This window comes from Pseudomonas sp. NPDC086112 (assembly GCF_044746425.1).
In the GTDB taxonomy this organism is placed as follows: Bacteria; Pseudomonadota; Gammaproteobacteria; order Pseudomonadales; family Pseudomonadaceae; genus Aquipseudomonas.
This window is the reverse complement of the sequence record NZ_JBIVCD010000027.1, coordinates 1-18,215: the sequence shown is the minus strand read 5'-3', so window position 1 is coordinate 18,215 and position 18,215 is coordinate 1. Positions and strand designations below refer to the sequence as shown.

The window sequence follows — 18,215 nt, the reverse complement described above, 5'->3', positions numbered from 1 at the left end:
CAGCGAACGAATTACAACATAGGCTCAGCCCGGACGCGGTGCCGAAAACGCTTCAGCACTTCGCTACCGGGCCAGGAGTATCAGTAGCTGAAACACTCCAGAGGGAAGTTTTGGTTTGATTGCTGCCACGAGTGGCCAATACGATACTCAAGGCAATCGGTAACCAGGTGATCAACCAGTCCGCGTTGGGCTTGAGCCAGAGGCCGATGCCATCGGTCATCAACGACGTCCCGGAAAACACCCAGAGCGCCAGCAACACCTGCCCCAGTGGCTGCGCGCGCGAAACCCAGCCACGCCAGCCAACCACCAGCCACAGCCAGCCGAACAGCAGTAGGCCAGGCACACCGAGCCGCACGCCGATATCCAGAAAAAGATTGTGGGGATGTTTGAATGCCTGTCCGATTTCAGGGACAGGAATCAGGTACTCATGAAATCCCAACCCCATCACCCAGTGGTCCAGCATCAATTGAACGCCACCGCGCCACAGCTCGGGACGAAAAGAAACGCCACGCTGCATGAGGATTTCCGGCTTGAATACAGCGATGGACGCCAACCCCAAAACCGTCAAAATCATCAGTCCGCTACCCAGGCGCGTCGGTCGCGCCACGCCCATCACGAACAGGCAGGCCAGCAAGCCGATCCATACACCACGGGTTTGGCTAAAGCCCAGGAATAACGCATACCCCAGCGCCGGAATCAGCAGCAACACCATCACCCAGGGATTGAAGCGCTTGGTCTGCAGCGTGAAAACGCCAAGAATCGCCAGAGCCCCCACCCCGTGCGCGGCCATGATCGCAGTGTCCCACAAGCCAATGGCAATCAGCCTGCCGCTAAACGGCTGAGCGGACGTTTCATAAAAGTAGACCCAGGAAGCCGCGGCAAAAAAACCGCCGATAATCGATGCGTACAACAGCATGGATTCCAACCGCCACTTGCGGTTCTGGGCAGCCAGTAGCACGCCTAAGAGGGCAAGGGACACGTAGAGCGTCACCTTGCTTTTGCCGACGACGTTAGCGCCCCCCTCAACCATCAGCACCAATAATGTCCAAGCCACGAAAATGGCGAAGAGGATGCACTCCGGTTGCTTGAGCATCATCCGAAAATCCCGATGGAACAGCGCCAACATGGCGGGTAACCAGAGCAGGAAAATTATCATTTGGTGATAAAGCTTATTGTCCGGCAGTACCCATGCCCCGCACAGCAGCACGAGAAGACCGATAGACGCCCACGCCGCCAGGGCATTCCTATCGATCAGTTTTTTCATTCCTGTCAGCATTCGGCTTTACCCAGCATTCGATTGGCGACCCGCTGCAACTGGGCCTTGTCGGCGTTCTTCCAGCCACCCTTGATGCAATAGTGCTCGGAGAGGTAGTGGAGAAAGTTACGCCTCAACCGCTCATCGAGTGGCCATTGCGGGAATGCACGCGCCAGTTCCATCACCTGCTCGGCGTTGTCGGCATGCATTACCAACCCCTCGATATTGAAAAACGCCTGACCCAGGGTCAGCACCGGCTTACCCAAAAGCAGGCTTTCCAGGCCGACCGTCGAGTTCAGCGTGATCACAAACTGGCTGGACTCGATCAACTGCTGAGTGGCATTACCGTTGGCGAACAACAGACGCTCGTGAGTACGCTCATGCAACTCAGGATACGTTTCGCGACTGGATGGATGCTCCTTGAACACCACTGTCAATCCAGTCTCTTTGGCCAAGCGCTCGCCCAAGGCGAACATCTCGCGCATGTTCTTGATCCAGGGAGAAAACAGCCGAACCTGACTATCGCGATCGTCCTGGAACGGAATAAAGACGAACTGCTCCGGCAGCACAATCGGTGCCGGGCCACTGGTACGAGGCTGGCGTGGAATCAGCACGGGCGCTGCCTGATTTTCAGGAACCGGATAAGGATAGTTGAGATAAAAACCGGCCTCGCGCGGAACGGCGTTCAGGTAGTTCACGCCCCGCGGATCAACGGTTGTGGTATCGGGCAACAAGCCGTTCTCGAAAAAGAACGTCTTACAACCCGGCGGCGCCAAGGCTGTCAGCAATCGGCAGTAACGATGGGAACCATTCCAGAACACCAGCGCGTCGGGGCGCTCACGATCAAGCAAAGCCTGGGCACGCAGCGCCATCCAAATCAGCTCAAGACGTAACAACAGACGATACAAGCGACCATCGTTTTTGTTCTTGACGCGTCGCTCCTCGCATTTTTCTTCGATCAGGCTCAGCCAGTCGATTCGCGAAAGCACTCTGGAAGTCTGCGACAACCTTGGCCAAGGCATCTGTGGTGGGGTAACGACTTTACCTTGTAGCTCGGTCTCGTTGAGTAACCGATTGAAATAGAGGCCTTGATGCTTGGCCAAGGAAATGAACAGCATTGTCGTCATAGGGTGTCCAAAAAATAGGCCGCATCCACCCGCCAAAGCGCAATATAACCATGTGCGACAAGTCCGCAGACATCAACACCCTGTTATTCGCCCGTCCGCGTATGGAAGTATAAAACCAAGAATCAGAAGCAAGCACTCTGTGGTATTGCGCCAGGCACCCCCGTGAACGGGCAACTGCCTCTTAAAAAGTGCGGCGATTGTACCACAGCGGTTTTTTGCAGCATGCGCACTGCGGTAACATAGGCGGCTGCCCATCCCATCAGGCCAAGCCTTTGGAGCCTTGATGCAAACGCTCGACCATACCGCTTATCTCAACATGCGCGAGGGCGCCGACGTTCTCGAGGCCGATGGTAAAGGGGATAAAGTTTTGTGCCTGGCCGATGGCTCGATGCTCAAGCTGTTTCGCCGCAAACGCCTGCTGACATCTGCGCTTTGGGCGCCTTACGCCCGGCGCTTCGCCAACAACTGCCGAGCACTGCGCGAACGCAATATCGAATGCCCAACGGTACGCCAGGTTTATCGCATCCCCAGCATCGAGCGCGATGCCGTGCATTACGATCCTCTGCCAGGTCGCACGCTGCGTCAGTTACTAGGCACCGATAACAACGAATTTCTTCGAGCACAACTGGGTGAGTTCATTGCACGCCTGCATGAGGACGGCATCTACTTTCGCTCAGCGCACTTGGGCAATGTGGTATTGACGCCTGAAAACACGCTGGGGCTGATTGACATCGCCGACCTGCGCGCCTATCGCAAGCCCCTGCGCAAAGGCCTGCGCCTGCGCAATTTCAAGCATATGTTGCGCTATCGCCAGGATCGCGAGTGGCTACTCAAGGACAACCAGTTCCTTGAGCATTACCTGAACCACCAACGCGTGTGCAATGGACGGGAACTGAGCCTGGCGCTCACCCCTTAACCCTTCAAGCCATCAGTGTCAGCCGGCGGCAGACAGCCTGAAGGTCTCGAAGTCACGCGCAGGGTCTGTGCCTCGCAGCAAGTTATCAACCAGTTGAATGGTCTTTGCCAACCCCTGAGAACCGTATACCAGGTGGTAATCGGCAAAACGCCGGGCCTGGGCCACATGCCCCGGATAATCCTGCTCAAGCGCTTGTAGCTGGCGGGAAAACTCATACTCATCGCGCACTTGAGGCCCAAAAAACAGCGAGTGAGAGAAAATATCCACATCGCCGCCCGCATTCACGTGGATGACCGGCCGGCCCGCCAGCCCTGCCTCGATACCAGCATTGGACATGATATTGACGACAACGCTGGCCTTCGCCAGAGCGTCCGCCAGTGAACACTTGCTGTCCAGCAAGTCGATGTTGGCTAACTGCGCAGCGGCATCGTTCCAGAATTGCGCCTTGCTGCGCGGATGACGCTTGAACAGCACGCGATAATGCGGATGCTGCTCGGCCCAGTCGCGCAGTAACTGATAGGTGCGCTGGTAGCCCGACTCTTTTTCCCGATCAGGGCCAACCCCCAGAATCAACAACGTATGGAGAGCAGGATCGGCAACTGGCAGATCATAGGTTTCATCGGCGAGGTAAGAACCGATCAACACCACCGTCGACTCACCGAATCGCAATGTTCTTTCCTGCAAGGCAACCAGCGAACTATGGCCAAAGACGCCGTAATAGTCGTAATCGTTCATCCCCAGTCGCCGTGAAGATTCCAGCGTCGTGGCATGGGCCAGTTGCAGCAATCGGGCACCACGCGCAGCCAATGCCAAGCGCAGGAACGGCGCATGAAGACTGCCGTTGCGTTCATTGATCAGCACCTTGGGCGAATACGTCGTCACCAGCCACTGGGCATGGGCGGCGTACACTAGATAACGCAGCGGCACAGGCTGCGGCGGCGCCAGGAGCATGCGCTGGGCGCAGGCGTCCGATGGAGAACGCAACGCGGCCTCTGTCAGGTGGTGCCCGCGCTTGCGCAGGCCCTCGATCAGAATATTCTTGCGTTGCAACGCCATGGACTTTGGCGCCGAATGCAGCAACAGCACCTCACAGGGTGCAGCAACCACCGAAGCACTCAAGCACGCCTTGGCGCGTATCCCGACCGCCACATCCACCAGCACATCACGAACCAGACGCAACAAGCTGCCACAGCGACCATGACGCTCGCGCAGCAGCTTCCAGCGATAACGATCCAGCTCACGCGCTTTTTGTGCCCAGCATCCCTCAGCCTGGAACACAATTGCGTCAGATGGCGGCGCACTCACTTGAACAACAACCGGATGGCCTTGCGGGTGTAGGACCAGCGTGTGAGCGAGCGCAGATCGGCGCGCACGGCGCGGGCGTAAAAAGCCTTGGCGTTGACATAATCGCCGGCACTGTAGCAATCGCGGAACAACGACAGGCAGCGCTGAGCCAGGAAAGCCTGGCGCAGGTCCTGCAGTTCTTGAGGCATGCGTACCGAGGAAAATACCTCGTCAACCATCCCCACGCCTGCCGCCAGGCTTTGCTTGAGGTCATGCCGCATGCTGTCGCCATGCTTGTAGATCAACGCCAGGGGCTGATCGAGCACACTGCACGGGAAACGCGCCAGCACCTGAGCAAACACAGGAATATCTTCAACGTTGCGCAAGTGCTCAGGATAGTTGCCCGGTGCAAACACTTCGCAATGCATGGCGCAGGCGCCGTTGGACAGCGATACCGTCTTGTCCAGCAAGTAGCCACGCACACGCTGGCGCGGGGTAGCTGGCAAGGGTTTGACTGCGTGCTGGACACGACGACCGTCGTCGAACACCGACCAGTGACCGCCAATGATCAAACGGCTGTCAGGGTTGCTGGAGATATGCCGGGTCAACGCAGCCAGCGCACCAGGCGCCATCTCATCATCGGCATCGAGGAAGATCAGGTATTGCCCCCGAGCCTCCTCGATCCCGCGATTACGCACCGAAGACAAACCGCCATTGGGTTTGCGCAGAGCTCTGAAGCACCCCGCATGTTCAGTCAGGAGCTGCTCCAGAACTTGCGGCGTCGCGTCGGTGGAGCCGTCATCGATCACCAGCAACTCAGCCTGGGCATCCCCCAACTGCGCCAGCACCGATTTCACCGCACGCGGCAGGGTTTTGGCATAGTTATAAGCGGGAATAACGACACTGATCAGCACGTCAGTCAACCGCATACTCGTTCGCACCTTCTTTGACCACCAGAATGTCTTCCATGATCAGGTACTGCAGGTCGGAACCGAAGAACATGTTCAAGGCATCGGTCGGCGAACAGATCATCGGCTCGCCACGACGGTTGAGCGAGGTGTTCAGCGACACGCCGTTACCGGTCAGCACTTCCAGCGCCTTCATCATGTCGTAGTAGCGCGGGTTGTATTCGCGCTTCAACACCTGGGCCCGGGAGGTGCCGTCTTCGTGGACGACTTCCGGCACGCGGGTTTTCCACTCTTCAGCCACTTCGAAGGTGAAGGTCATGAACGGCGCGGGGTGATCGATCTTGATCATTTGCGGCGCAACGGTGTCGAGCATCGACGGGCAGAAAGGCCTCCAGCGCTCGCGGAACTTGATCTGGTGGTTGATGCGGTCAGCCACACCGGTCGCACTCGGGCAACCGATGATCGAACGACCGCCCAAGGCGCGCGGACCGAACTCCATGCGGCCCTGGAACCAGGCCACCGGGTTGCCGTCGACCATGATTTTGGCGATCTGCTCCGGCATGTTCTCAAGCTTGCGCCACGCAGGCTTGCTCGGGTGACGGGCACAGGCGGCGAGTACGTCTTCGTTGCTGTAGGACGGGCCGAGGTAGACGTGTTCCATCTTCTCGACCGGTACACCACGGGCGTGGGACACGTAAGCCGCCGCGCCAACCGCGGTACCGGCATCACCGGAGGCAGGCTGAACGAACAACTCTTTGATGTCGTCGCGGGCAATGATTTTCTGGTTCAGCTTGACGTTCAACGCACAGCCACCGGCGAAGGCCAGTTTGCCGGTTTCCTTGAGCACATCACCCAGGTAGTGGTCGATCATCTGCAACGCCAGTTTCTCGAACAGCGCCTGCATGCTCGCGGCGTAGTGGATGTACGGCTCGTCGGCGATGTCGCCTTCACGCTTTGGCCCTAGCCACTCGATCAGCTTCGGCGAGAAGTAGAAACCTTTGCCCTTCTCTTTATAGCGGCGCAGGCCGATGACGTTGGCGTAGTCGGTGTTGATCACCAACTCGCCGTTTTCGAACGAGGCCAGACGCGAGAAATCGTATTTGCTGGCGTCGCCGTACGGCGCCATGCCCATGACCTTGAACTCACCGTCGAGCATCTCGAAACCGAGGAACTCGGTGATCGCGCCGTACAGGCCGCCGAGGGAGTCCGGATCGAAGAATTCCTTGATCTTGTGAATCTTGCCGTTTTCGCCGTAACCGAAGAAAGTCGTGGCGTACTCACCCTTGCCATCAATCCCGAGGATCGCGGTTTTCTCTTTGAAACCGGAGCAGTGATAGGCACTGGAGGCGTGGGCAAGGTGGTGCTCGACCGGCTCGATCTTGATTTTCTTCGGATCGAAGCCCAGTTGCTCGAGGCACCAGACAATCTTGTTGCGATAGCGCTTGTAGCGACGGTTGCCCATCAGGATCGCGTCGAGGGCGCGGTCCGGGGCGTACCAGTAACGCTTGGCGTAGTGCCAGCGAGCCTTGCCGAACAAGCTGATCGGCGCGAATGGAATCGCTACCACATCAACGTCGGACGGCTTGATGCCAGCCTGCTCGAGGCAGAACTTCGCCGATTCGTAAGGCATGCGGTTCTTTGCATGTTTATCGCGCACGAAGCGCTCTTCTTCAGCCGCCGCGACCAGCTTGCCGTCGATATACAGGGCTGCGGAAGGATCATGGCTAAGGGCGCCGGACAGGCCAAGAATCGTCAATGCCACAGGGGTCTAGCCTCTTTAGTCTGCATGCAGGCGCAACGCGCCTCAAAAATTAATGTGCCCTCGCAAGGGGCGAGAGACAGCTAAAGGGCGGGATTATAGCTTAAACGTGCCGGGAATGACCCTGCCCTTATCAGCACCATGAAGATGACGTCGAGCCCACGCGCTCGCCTTCGCTTATCCGCGACCCGGACACCCGTAAATCCTGATATTGCCGTCGGTTGCCTGCCGGTTGGCTGACAGTTCCGGCCTCTTCGCGAGCAAGCCCGCTCCCACATTAGGTTTATGTTGAACACAAATTTTGTGTACGACCGAGAACCACTGTGGGAGCGGGCTTGCTCGCGAAAGGGGCGAAGCCCCGATTCAGGCAGCGCTGGAGATATCTTTGGGCAAACGCTGATCAATCACCCGATACAACGCACTACTCTCGGGCCAATTGCGCATGAACCGCGCCCGATCCCGCGCATACGCCGGGGCAAAGCTACTGAGCGAGCTATGCTGACACATCGAATCCAGGTCGATCAGCGCCCAGCGATCCTGCTGCCAGAACAGGTTATGGCCCTTGAAATCGCCATGGCTGATGCGCTCGCGAATCAGCTCGGCGAACAGGTGATCCAGGGCCTGCAGCTCGGCTTGCGGCGCTTCGCCGCTTTCCACGTAGGGTGCGAAGCGCTCGATGATGTCCGGCCCCGGCAAATATTCGGTCACCAGGTACGCCCGGCTGCGCAGCCAGAGAAAACGCTTCTCCAACAATGCCAGTGGCTTGGGCGTGGCGATGCCCAGGAATGCCAGGCGATTGCCTTCACGCCATGAGTGCCAGGCGCGGCTCGGGCGCCAGAAACGTTTGAGCCAATGGGCAAAGCCCTTGATGTTGTAGCGTTTGACCAGCAATGTGCGACCCGCCACTTCGACCTTGCCGACGCTCGCGGCGCCGCCGGTCTTGTACAGATGGCCGTGATCGAGCAAGGCATCGGCCTGCTCCAGCACCGGCAACATCGCCGCCTCTTCTTCACGGCGAATCGCCCGCAAGCCGAACGCCCCGCGCTGGACGCAGAACAACGTGCATTCGCGGCCGACCTTGATCAGGAAATCCTTCAAACGCCAGCGACGGACCTTGTCGATCTGCTTCTGCAACGCTTCCATGGGCAAGGCATGCTCGCCGTTTCCCAACAAGTAATACACCAGCAATTCTTCGGTGAAAGGTTCCAGCGATTTGGGCAACTGGGCGAAAAACACCCCGAGGTTTTCCAGGACTTTGTGCTGCGACAGTGGCTTGCCAGCCGTCTCGGCACAGATGCCGGCGCCATCGATCAAATACAACTGACCGCCATGACGCAGCAGGTTGTCCAGATGCAGGTCTTCCTGCCACAGGCCTTTGCTGTGCAGATGAGCGATCGCACCCAACGCCTCGGCCAGCACGGCTGATTGTTCATCCGCCAGCACTGGCAAGTGTTCGACCTGTTTCCAGGCGTCCCCCAGGCTCTCGGCGCCCTCAAGGAAATCGAACAACAGCCAGCCGCCCTCACCGTCCTTCAGGCCATCCGCCAATAACAACGGCGTGGTCAGCCCCTGAGCGGCGAGCAAACGCACGCCGTCCAGTTCACGCTGAAAATGCCGCGCCGCTTTACCGCCGACCAGCAATTTGGCCAGCACCGGCCGGCCGCGCCAGACGCCGGCGCCCACATAACGCTGCCCCGGCAACACCCGCAGCAGGCTCAGCAGCTGTAACTCCGCAGGCCCCGCGGCATCGGCCAGTGGAATGTTCAGCGGCAGGCTCGGGCTGCGGCCGGCGTTTTTCAGTTCGGACAAACGCATCAACGCGCCTCCTTGTGACTGCGCCGCGCACTCAGGCGCGATACCCAACTGTCCACCAGCGAACTGTTCAAGGGTTGATCCAGATAAGCCGCCAACAACTCGCGCAGCTGACTTTCGCTCCATTCCGACGCCCGACGCAGCAACGGCTCCAGGTCCTTGACCCGATCACGTTGGCCAAACAGCAATGGCCGGGTTTTTTCCAGGTCGATCAACTGAGCCTGGTAACCGTCACCGGTGGCCTGGAGAAAAATATGCTTGGGATAGAAGCACCCGTGCAGTTGACGCACCTCATGCAGGCGTCGCGCCAGTTGCCCACAGGCTTTCAGAATTGCCGTGTGCTGCACCGCGCTCAGGTCGGACCAGCGCTGCAACAGTGAATCCAGATCATCCCAACCGTCCAGCGCACGGGTCAGCAGAATCGCCCGGACTTCGCCGCCGACTTTGCGCTCACCGAAGAACGCCGCCTGCAACGCCGGAATGCCCAGCTTCTGATAACGCCTGATGGTGCGAAACTCACGGGCAAAACTCGGCTCACCAAAGGGAGAATGCAATGTACGTGTCAGGTAGTTGCACTGGCGCTTGAGGTAGTAACCATGACCTTCCAGCTCTAGCCGAAATACACTGCTCCAGCCACCACCGACGGTATTGGGTTCATCCACCGCCTCGAGCTGTTTGGCCCAGAGTGCGTCGAAGGTGCCAAGGCCATGACGCTCAAGCAGCGCACGGTCTTCAGCAGCCAGAAAATCAGTCATTCGCGCCCCTCGAAAAATCTCACCACGTGCCGAATCCGCTTCTTGTCGGCGGCATCGAGCCGGGTGCTTTGGCGGTATTGCAGATAGAAGCGCAGGCGCTGGGTGGCCGACAGATGATACTTGGCCACTTTGTCCAGACACGCCAGGTCCTTGGTGATCCGGTACTTGAGCCAGAAGCCGCGCCAGAAATCACCGTTGGGGCAGTCGATCAGAAACAGCCGCGCCTCATCGTCGATCAGCAGGTTGCGCCATTTCAAATCATTGTGGGTAAAACGATGATGGTGCATGGTCCGGGTATAGCCCGCCAGCTGCCGACTGATGTTGTCGACCCAGGCGCGGTCCGCCAGTTTCGGATCATGTCGACCTGCCAGGGCCGACAAGTCTTCGGTATTGGGCAGCTCGCGCGTGATCATCGCCCCACGGTCGTATGCCGCGCCGCGCCGTTCCAGCCCCCAGGCCACTACTTCGGCGGTGGGAATGCCCCATTTGGCGAAACGCTTGAGGTTCTGCCATTCGGCTTTCACCCGCGGCTTGCCCAGGTAACGGCGCAGGCCTTTACCTGCGCCTGTGTAGCGCTTGACGTAATAATTGACGCCATTGCGCTGGACGCGAATGACCTCGGACAGTGGATCACGGGTCAGTCGCTCGCCTTCGAGCGCGAACACCGCGTCAAGACTGCCGAAGTCTTCTGCCAGATCGCTGTAAGCAGGTTCCAGTGTCCAACCCGACATCAGAGCGCATCCCCGTATCGCTGCTTACGCTCGTAGAGCTTGTTGGCCTTGCCTTCGAGCCATGCCAGCAGTCCCGCTTCTTCAGCCAGAATCTGGCGCAGGGGCTGTTGGAAGTACCCCTTGAGGAAACGCAGTTTGTCGCGACGGGTCAGGCCAATGTCGAGCGCCGAAAAATACAGCGCCGCCAGGTCCTTGTTACGCCAGCGTTGGGTAATCGTCGGACGGGTCTGGGCACGGTGCAGATCGATCACCGACAGCTTGAAGTCGTCGGCTGTCACTGGTTTATCGGTGTGCAGCAGGAAGTGACAGATGTAGCAGTCGCGGTGGTTAACCCCGGCTCGGTGCATCATGCCGGTCATGCGCGCGACCTCGGCGATCAAGGCGCGCTTGAGTTTTGGCTCGGGCGGTTGCTTGACCCAGTCGATGCTGAAATCTTCGAGGCTGACGGTGGGCGCCAGCTCTTGCGTGACGATGAACGAATGCTGGTCCGCCGGATTGCTGCCCTTTTCGCCGTAAGCGACAGCGGTCATGGTCGGCACGCCGACTTCTTGCAGGCGCTGAATGGCCTTCCACTCCTGGCCCGCGCCAAGCACTGGCAGCTTGGCGGTCAGCAGGTTTTTGAAAATCTCGCCCCAGCCGATGCCACGGTGGATTTTCACGAAGAACCCGTGACCGTCTACTTCAGTACGCAGTGTCCGGCGCGCTTCAAGCTCGCGGTACACCTCGCCCTTGAGGGCCTCGACTTCGGCGAACGGATCGCGCCCGGCCCAGAGGCTCTTGAACGGTTCAGCCAGCATCAACTTCATTAAGCGTGCTCCGCCAGAATCACATCGGCCGCGTGCTGCGGCATGCTGTAGAGGTCGGCCGTCTCGGCGAAAGCCAGACCGTTGCGGCTCCAGGCCGCCCGTGCATTTGCGTCATTCAACATGCCGGTCAGGTATTGCGTCAGTTGCGCCTGATCGAAGGGTTCGTCCAGCACCAGGCCTGCGTCGGCCTCGGCGATGTAATGGGCATAGCCGCACACCGCGCTCACCAGCACCGGCAAGCCGGCCACTACCGCTTCAAGCAGCACCGTCCCGGTGTTTTCGTTGTACGCCGGGTGGATCAACAGATCGGCACCGAGCAGGAAACGCGGGATATCGCTGCGCCCCTTGAGGAACTGCACGTTGTCGCCGAGCCCCAATGTGGCGCTCTGCAACTGGAATACTTTGGGGTCGTCCTGGCCAATTACAAACAGCCGGGTGCGCTTTCTCAGTTCGGCGGGCAAGGCGGCCAGCGCCTTGAGGCTGCGGTCCACGCCTTTGGTCTTGAACCCGGAGCCGATTTGCACCAGCAACAGTTCATCATCTTTCAGGTTGAATTCGCGACGAAACCCGGCACGGATCTCGGCGGCATTGGTCGGCGCGCGACGGTCCAGAGAAATGCCCGGCGGCAGTAAATGGAAACGCGCAAGCGGCGTGTCGTAATGCTTGATGAACAGCGGCTGCTGGACTTCGGAAATCATCAGCACTTCGGTTTTGGCGTCCTTGGCGAACACCGCGCGCTCGTACTCGGCGAAGTGCCGGTAGCGGCCCCAACGACGGTACAGCGAGTTGCGCAGGTTTTGCGCCTTGTCTTCGAAGCAGCCGTCGGCAGCGTAGTAAACGTCCAGGCCGGGCATCTTGTTGAAACCGATCAGGCGGTCCACCGGACGTTTGACCAGATCGGCCTCCATCCACTCAGTGAGCTTCTCATTGCGTCGATGATTGAAGAACGCCTTGACCGGTGCCACCAGTACTTCGAAACCTGGTGGAATGTCGCCTTCCCAGATCAGCGTATAGACGCGAATCTGATGGCCGCGTTGCTGACACTCCAGGGCGATGCGCATGAAGTCGCGCTGCAAACCGCCAAAGGGAAAGTACTTGTACAGGACAAATGCCAATTGCATCAGCGCAGCTCCTCAGCCAGTAACAACGTGCTCAGTCGGCTCGCGACACGCTCGGGATTCAGACGCGTGAAGCACAGGGGCCACTCGCGTTTCAGGTCGAACCGACGGGCATCGTCGGCCGTCGGTTGATAGGTGCATTTCTTTTGCAGGCACGGTGCGCAGGGGAAGTCGCTGGCCATGTGAATCTGCGACTTGCCGTACGCGCCGGTCAGGCCCGGGTTGGTCGGGCCGAACAGCGACAGGGTCGGCACGTCCAGCGCCGCAGCGAGGTGACCGAGACCGGTGTCCACCGCTACGCAGGCTTGCGCTCCGGCCAGGACTTTGCCGACACCCGCCAGGTTCAGTTTGGGCAGCACCTCGACATGCCTCATATCTTTGGCGATGCGCTCGGCGCGGGCCTTTTCGACCGGATTACCCCACGGCAGCTTGACCGCTACGCCAAGGTAACCCACACGCTCGGCCAACTCGCGCCAATAGGCTTCTGGCCAGTGCTTGGTGTCCCAAGTGGTGCCATGGAGAAACACCACGTACGGATTCTTGCGCGGCAATTCCACCAGTCGTTCGATGTTCAGGCCATAGTCGCCCAGGCCTTTAGGCAGGTCGTAACCCAGTGCCACTGCGAACAGCTGGCGCACTCGCTCTACCGCGTGCTGCCCACGGGCCACGGCCAGGCGTCGGGAATAGAAGCGCGCAGCGATGGGTTCGCGGGCCGAGTTTTTGTCCAGCCCGGCCACTGGTGCTTTGGCGTAGCGAGTCAGCAACGCGCTTTTCAGCAAGCCCTGGGCATCGATCACCAAGTCATATTTGGTCGCGCGAATGCTTTGCTTGAAGCGCTTCCACTCGCCACTCTTGATGGTCTGCCAGATGTTCTTGCGCCAGCGACGGATCGCCACCGGAATCACCTTGCCCACGGCCGGGTGCCAGGTCGGAATCTCGGCGAAGCCTTCTTCCACCACCCAGTCGAACGTGATGCCGGGGATCGCCCGCGCCGCGTCGGTCAACGCTGGCAACGCGTGAATCACATCGCCCAGCGAAGAAGTCTTGATCAACAGTACCCGCAAACTATTTGACCTCGACCACAGTGCCCAGCAACCGCTGCAAGGCTTCGTTCACCGCTTTGGGCATGAGTTGGCGCAAGCAATTGTAATGACCGAAACGGCAGGTGCGATCGAAGCACGGACTGCATTCGATGCCCAGGCGCACGATCTCGACGTGCTCGGCCAACGGTGGTGTGAAACCCGGCGACGTCGAGCCGTACACCGCCACCAACGGGCGGTTCAGCGCGGCAGCCACGTGCATCAGGCCGGAGTCGTTGGAGACCACCGCATCGGCGCAGGACAGCAGATCGATGGCCTCGGCCAGGGACGTGTCGCCACTGAGGTTCACCGACTCTTCACGCAAACCCGGAATCAGCCGCGCACGAATGTCTTCGCCCACCGCATGATCGTTTTTCGAGCCGAACAGCCAGACCTGCCAGCCTTCACGGATCTTCGCTTCGGCGACCTTGGCATAGTGCTCGGACGGCCAGCGCTTGGACTCGCCGAACTCGGCGCCAGGGCATAGCGCCAACACCGGACGGTCGAGGGCCAGACCGAACTTGGCCAGCGCGCCGTCGCGGGTCACCGGGTCGATCTGCAGGCTCGGCCGTGGATACGGCTTCGGCAATTCGACGCCGGGCTCGAAGGCCAGGGCCATGAAGCGTTCGATCATCAGCGGGTAACGTTCTTTGTCGAGCGTGCGCACGTCATTGAGCAGGCCGTAGCGGAATTCGCCACGCCAGCCGGTGCGTTTCGGGATACCGGCAAAAAAGGGCACCAGCGCCGACTTCAAGGAATTGGGCAGCAGGATGGCCTGGTCGTACTGACCGGCCAGGGATTTACCGATGCGCCGACGCGTCGCCAGCTCCAGCACGCCGTGGCCGAGCGGGAAGCTCAAGGCCTGGCGTACTTCGGGCATGCGTTCGAGAATCGGCCGGCTCCACTCGGGGGCCAGCACGTCGATTTCGCACTGCGGGTGGCGCTGCTTGAGACACTGGAAAAGTGTCTGCGCCATCACCATGTCACCGACCCAACTGGGCCCAACGATCAGAATTTTCATGTGGTTTCCAAAAACGAGCCGGGGAGGCATACGCCTCCCCGCCTCGAGAATCCAGCACCTTCGGGGTGAACCGTCAGGTCATTTGGACGAGCCGATTGGGGCTCGTCGGATCAATTTTTGTGCACATCCATGCGATACAGCTTAGCTGTCCCAATCTACCAGCCACTGCAGATCTACTGTGGGAGCGGGCTTGCTCGCGAAGAGGCCGTCACATCCAGCATAAATGGTGACTGACACTCCGCTTTCGCGAGCAAGCCCGCTCCCACATTTGAATCTCGTTGCCTGCTCAGCTTAACCCCAGCTCGCGCCAGATCCGCATGACCTGCCGTCGTTCATCTACGAACTGGTCGCCCGGTATGACGCCGGAGTCCTTCTGCAAGGCCTCCCGGTGAGCGGCGGAGCGGTAGGCCTTATAGGCTTCACGCAACAGGCTGGCGTCTTCGGCGGGCATCAGCCCGACCTCCTCCAACCCTTCCAGAATGCGGATATTGTCGGTATAGCGCAGCAATGACGGATGCGCGTCAGACCATGCCAGAGCCGCGTATTGCACCATAAATTCAATATCGACGATACCTCCGGCATCCTGCTTGAGATCGAACGGCGCCGTGGCGTCAAAGGCATTTGCCGCGGTGCCCGCCGCCGTGCTCTTGCTGCCGAGATTATCGCGCATCTTGGCGCGCATTTCGCTGACCTCCTGGCGCAAGGTCGGCAGGTCCCGCGGCTTGGCCAATACTGCGGCGCGAACCTTCTCGAAGGCCTGGCCGACATCCTGACTGCCCACCAGCACCCGTGCCCGCACCAACGCCTGGTGTTCCCAGGTCCAGGCTTCGTTTTCCTGATACCGGGCAAACGCCCCCAGGGAACTCACCAGCAAACCAGACGCACCGGACGGCCGCAGGCGCATGTCCACTTCATACAGCTGGCCGGAGTTGGTCTGCGCCGTCAGCAAATGAATGATGCGCTGCCCGAGCCGGGTAAAAAACTGTGCGCCATCGATCGGCTTCGGCCCGTCGGTTTCCGCCTGCGGATCGCCGTCGTGGATGAACACCAGATCCAGGTCCGAACTATGCCCCAGCTCCAGGCCGCCGACTTTCCCATAACCGACAATGATGAAACCAGGGTCGCACAAGCTGCCGTCGGTGCGCAGCGGCGTGCCGTACTTGGCCACGGTCTGGCGCCAGGCCAGGGCCAGCACTTGTTCGAGGATCGCTTCGGCGAGCCAGGTCAGGTAATCACTGACCTTCATCAAGGGCAGGCTGCCGGCGATTTCCGAGGCGGCGACGCGCAAGCGGTGCGCCAGTTTGAAATGCCGCAGGGCTTCCATTTGTTGCTCGAGGTCATCTTCGGGAATCCGCGTCAGACGCTCGCGCAATTCAGCGGCCAATTCCGGCGCCAGCGGCGGCTTGAACAACCGGCCTTCGTTGAGCAATTCGTCGAGCAGCAGCGGAAAGCGCGTGATCTGCTCGGCAATCCATGGGCTCGCGGCACACAGCGTCAGCAGGCGGCGCAGGGCTCCGGGGTTCTCGGTCAACAACACCAGATAGGCGGAACGACGCGCGACAGCTTCCACCAGCGGCAGCACCCGCTCCAGCACCAGATCGGGATTGGCATGTTCCACAGCCTGAGCCAGCAAGCGCGGAATAAAAGCATCGAGGCGTTCCCGCCCCAGGCGCTGCATGGCGCGCAATTGAGGGCTGCCGCGCAGACTGGCCAAGGCTTTCAGCGCCTTGGAGGCGTCGGCGAAACCACCCTCTTCCAACTGACGGCACGCGGCCTCCTCATCCTGCGCCTCCTCCCACAGCGGCAGCCATTCCCCGCCGACCACCACTTCGCTCTCGGCGCCGTCCTCTTCATCAGGATCGGCGATCACCTGAGCAAAGTGCCAGGCCACCCGGCCACGCCAGTACATCAGCTGTTCATGGAACGCCGTCCAGTTGGCAAACCCGAGCATAAAGGCAATGCGCGCCTGATCCTGTTCGCCCTCCGGCAGCATCTGGGTCTGGCGGTCGGCAATGGCCTGGATCGCGTGTTCGGTGTAACGCAGAAATTCGTAGGCTTCGCGTAACTCGCTGACCACCGCTGGCGGCAGGTAACCCTGACCTTCGAGGGTGCTCAGTACTTTTAATAGAGGACGCTGCTGCAGACTCAGGTCGCGGCCACCGTGAATCAGCTGGAAGGCCTGGGCGATAAATTCGATTTCACGAATGCCGCCGGAACCGAGTTTGATGTTGTCGGCCATGCCCTTGCGCCGGACTTCCTGCTGGATCAGCTGCTTCATGGTGCGCAGCGCTTCGATCGCCGAGAAGTCCAGGTAACGCCGGTAAACGAACGGACGCAGCATCTCTTGCAGTTGCGCGCCCGCCACCTGATCGCCGGCCACCACGCGCGATTTGATCATCGCGTAGCGTTCCCAGTCGCGGCCCTGATCCTGGTAATACTGCTCCAGCGCATTGAAGCTCAGCACCAGCGCGCCGGACGAACCGTAAGGCCGCAAGCGCATGTCGACGCGGAACACAAAACCGTCGACGGTCATCGGGTCCAGGGCCTTGATCAGACGCTGGCCGAGACGAATGAAAAATTCCTGGTTATCCAACGACCGCTTCACACCCACGGTTTCGCCGCCCTCGGGGTAGGCGAAAATCAGGTCGATATCCGACGACAGATTCAGCTCCACGGCGCCGAGCTTGCCCATGCCGAGGACGACCATCTGCTGCGGCTCGCCGCTGCGCCGCCCGGTAGGCGTGCCGAATTGCTGGCAATGGCGCTGATACAACCACTGGTAGGCCTGATCGATGCTGGCATCGGCCATGTCCGAGAGGTCGCGGCAGGTCTGGATCAGATCAGCCTGGCGGGTCAGGTCGCGCCAGATGATCCGCACTTGGTGGCGTGCGCGCTGACGACGCAAGGCGCGGCCGAGCTGGTCGTCGGTTTCGGCAGCGCTCACTGCCGTCGCAATCTGTGCGCACAATTCGCCCGGCGCAAAGCCACGGTCCAGCTCGCCGGACTGCACCAGTTCCAGCAACATCAAAGGGTCACGCACACTCTGTTCGATGACAAAGTCGCTGGCCGCGGTGACGCGGGCAAATTGCGCCCAACGCTCAGGCGTCCAGGCAGACAGGCCATGATCGTCGGGAAGAAGCGCGACGGCCGTACGGAACGACTGCTCGGCACGGGTGACAAAGGGCAGGAGTACGCCGGGCAGTTCGGCAAGCGAAGGGAGGCTCATGGTCTATCCTTGATCGGCGTGTGAAGGGCTGCATGTAGTGATTTGTGAAAATGCGCTACCCGACCGACTGTCGAACAAAGGTTAGAAATAGCTGAAATTTGTTTATTTTTGGCAGCGATCATCAAGCCTTCACCTTTTTTGGTTGGCAAAAGACCAACCTTAACGATTATTCTCACAACGCAGCCGGAGGCCACAAGCCGATCTTCTGTAGTTTTACTACTCGTCTATACATTCGAAAGGCTGAAATGCCCGATGATTTGTAGTAAAACTACACGCCGCCGGAACATACCTCTCGGCAATCCAAGAATTTATATCGTCTGCCCACAAGGCCAGTCGCAAACTCAGGCAACCGATTCTGGAAGCCTTTCCGCCCTGGAGCAAGCCATGCAAGACCTCGATCCCGTCGAAACCCAGGAAT

Annotated in this window: 15 protein-coding genes; 2 read left to right on the top strand and 13 right to left on the bottom strand. The window is 59.8% G+C overall.

The features are described from left to right. Positions 1-52: 52 nt before the first annotated feature. Both ACIPLA_RS18490 and ACIPLA_RS18485 read right to left on the bottom strand, forming a co-directional pair. Positions 53-1,264 carry an O-antigen ligase gene (locus ACIPLA_RS18490; RefSeq protein ID WP_148050160.1) on the bottom strand — a complete coding sequence of 404 codons (1,212 nt, stop codon included), beginning with the start codon at positions 1,262-1,264 and terminating at the stop codon, positions 53-55. Positions 1,265-1,269: 5 nt separating this feature from the next. Then, entirely contained in the window at positions 1,270-2,382 is a 1,113-nt protein-coding gene (locus tag ACIPLA_RS18485; RefSeq protein WP_401174890.1) for a capsular biosynthesis protein, read from the bottom strand. Positions 2,383-2,665: 283 nt separating this feature from the next. Here ACIPLA_RS18485 and ACIPLA_RS18480 point away from each other — a divergent pair, with 283 nt between their 5' ends. Continuing rightward, positions 2,666-3,298, top strand: a complete 633-nt coding sequence (locus tag ACIPLA_RS18480) for a toluene tolerance protein (RefSeq protein WP_218397148.1) — start codon at positions 2,666-2,668, stop codon at positions 3,296-3,298. Positions 3,299-3,316: 18 nt separating this feature from the next. On the opposite strand, the gene ACIPLA_RS18475 is transcribed toward ACIPLA_RS18480, so the two are convergent. The 11 genes from ACIPLA_RS18475 to glnE all read right to left on the bottom strand — a co-directional run bounded on the left by ACIPLA_RS18475 (position 3,317) and on the right by glnE (position 17,797). Next, positions 3,317-4,603: a capsule biosynthesis protein gene (locus ACIPLA_RS18475; RefSeq protein WP_401174887.1), complete on the bottom strand. Its 1,287-nt coding sequence runs from the start codon at positions 4,601-4,603 to the stop codon at positions 3,317-3,319. After that, positions 4,600-5,511 (bottom strand): glycosyltransferase family 2 protein, encoded by a 912-nt coding sequence (locus ACIPLA_RS18470; protein ID WP_401174885.1) that lies wholly within the window; start codon positions 5,509-5,511, stop codon positions 4,600-4,602. Before ACIPLA_RS18470 ends, ACIPLA_RS18475 begins: the two co-directional genes overlap by 4 nt. Beyond that, positions 5,498-7,252 (bottom strand): carbamoyltransferase, encoded by a 1,755-nt coding sequence (locus ACIPLA_RS18465; RefSeq protein ID WP_401174882.1) that lies wholly within the window; start codon positions 7,250-7,252, stop codon positions 5,498-5,500. The genes ACIPLA_RS18470 and ACIPLA_RS18465 overlap by 14 nt, the downstream gene beginning before the upstream one ends. A gap of 360 nt (positions 7,253-7,612) precedes the next feature. Continuing rightward, positions 7,613-9,064 (bottom strand): lipopolysaccharide kinase InaA family protein, encoded by a 1,452-nt coding sequence (locus tag ACIPLA_RS18460; RefSeq protein ID WP_218397146.1) that lies wholly within the window; start codon positions 9,062-9,064, stop codon positions 7,613-7,615. Continuing rightward, positions 9,064-9,816 (bottom strand): lipopolysaccharide kinase InaA family protein, encoded by a 753-nt coding sequence (locus ACIPLA_RS18455; protein WP_123500072.1) that lies wholly within the window; start codon positions 9,814-9,816, stop codon positions 9,064-9,066. The genes ACIPLA_RS18460 and ACIPLA_RS18455 overlap by 1 nt, the downstream gene beginning before the upstream one ends. After that, positions 9,813-10,547 carry a lipopolysaccharide kinase InaA family protein gene (locus tag ACIPLA_RS18450; protein WP_008074633.1) on the bottom strand — a complete coding sequence of 245 codons (735 nt, stop codon included), beginning with the start codon at positions 10,545-10,547 and terminating at the stop codon, positions 9,813-9,815. The genes ACIPLA_RS18455 and ACIPLA_RS18450 overlap by 4 nt, the downstream gene beginning before the upstream one ends. Next, positions 10,547-11,353: a lipopolysaccharide core heptose(I) kinase RfaP gene (rfaP, locus tag ACIPLA_RS18445; protein ID WP_192346040.1), complete on the bottom strand. Its 807-nt coding sequence runs from the start codon at positions 11,351-11,353 to the stop codon at positions 10,547-10,549. The genes ACIPLA_RS18450 and rfaP overlap by 1 nt, the downstream gene beginning before the upstream one ends. Continuing rightward, a complete protein-coding gene (locus tag ACIPLA_RS18440; protein WP_218397141.1) occupies positions 11,353-12,474 on the bottom strand; it encodes a glycosyltransferase family 4 protein in 1,122 nt (373 codons plus the stop codon). The genes rfaP and ACIPLA_RS18440 overlap by 1 nt, the downstream gene beginning before the upstream one ends. Further along, positions 12,474-13,535, bottom strand: a complete 1,062-nt coding sequence (gene waaC / locus ACIPLA_RS18435) for a lipopolysaccharide heptosyltransferase I (protein ID WP_218397138.1) — start codon at positions 13,533-13,535, stop codon at positions 12,474-12,476. Before waaC ends, ACIPLA_RS18440 begins: the two co-directional genes overlap by 1 nt. A gap of 1 nt (position 13,536) precedes the next feature. After that, positions 13,537-14,571 (bottom strand): lipopolysaccharide heptosyltransferase II, encoded by a 1,035-nt coding sequence (gene waaF, locus ACIPLA_RS18430; RefSeq protein WP_218397135.1) that lies wholly within the window; start codon positions 14,569-14,571, stop codon positions 13,537-13,539. A gap of 286 nt (positions 14,572-14,857) precedes the next feature. Continuing rightward, positions 14,858-17,797, bottom strand: coding sequence for a bifunctional [glutamate--ammonia ligase]-adenylyl-L-tyrosine phosphorylase/[glutamate--ammonia-ligase] adenylyltransferase (gene glnE, locus ACIPLA_RS18425; protein WP_401174875.1), 2,940 nt, complete (start codon positions 17,795-17,797; stop codon positions 14,858-14,860). Positions 17,798-17,905: 108 nt separating this feature from the next. Between glnE and ACIPLA_RS18420 the strand changes: the two genes are divergently transcribed. Next, positions 17,906-18,215 (top strand): hypothetical protein (locus ACIPLA_RS18420; protein ID WP_401174872.1); only part of this gene is annotated, 310 nt, incomplete at its 3' end.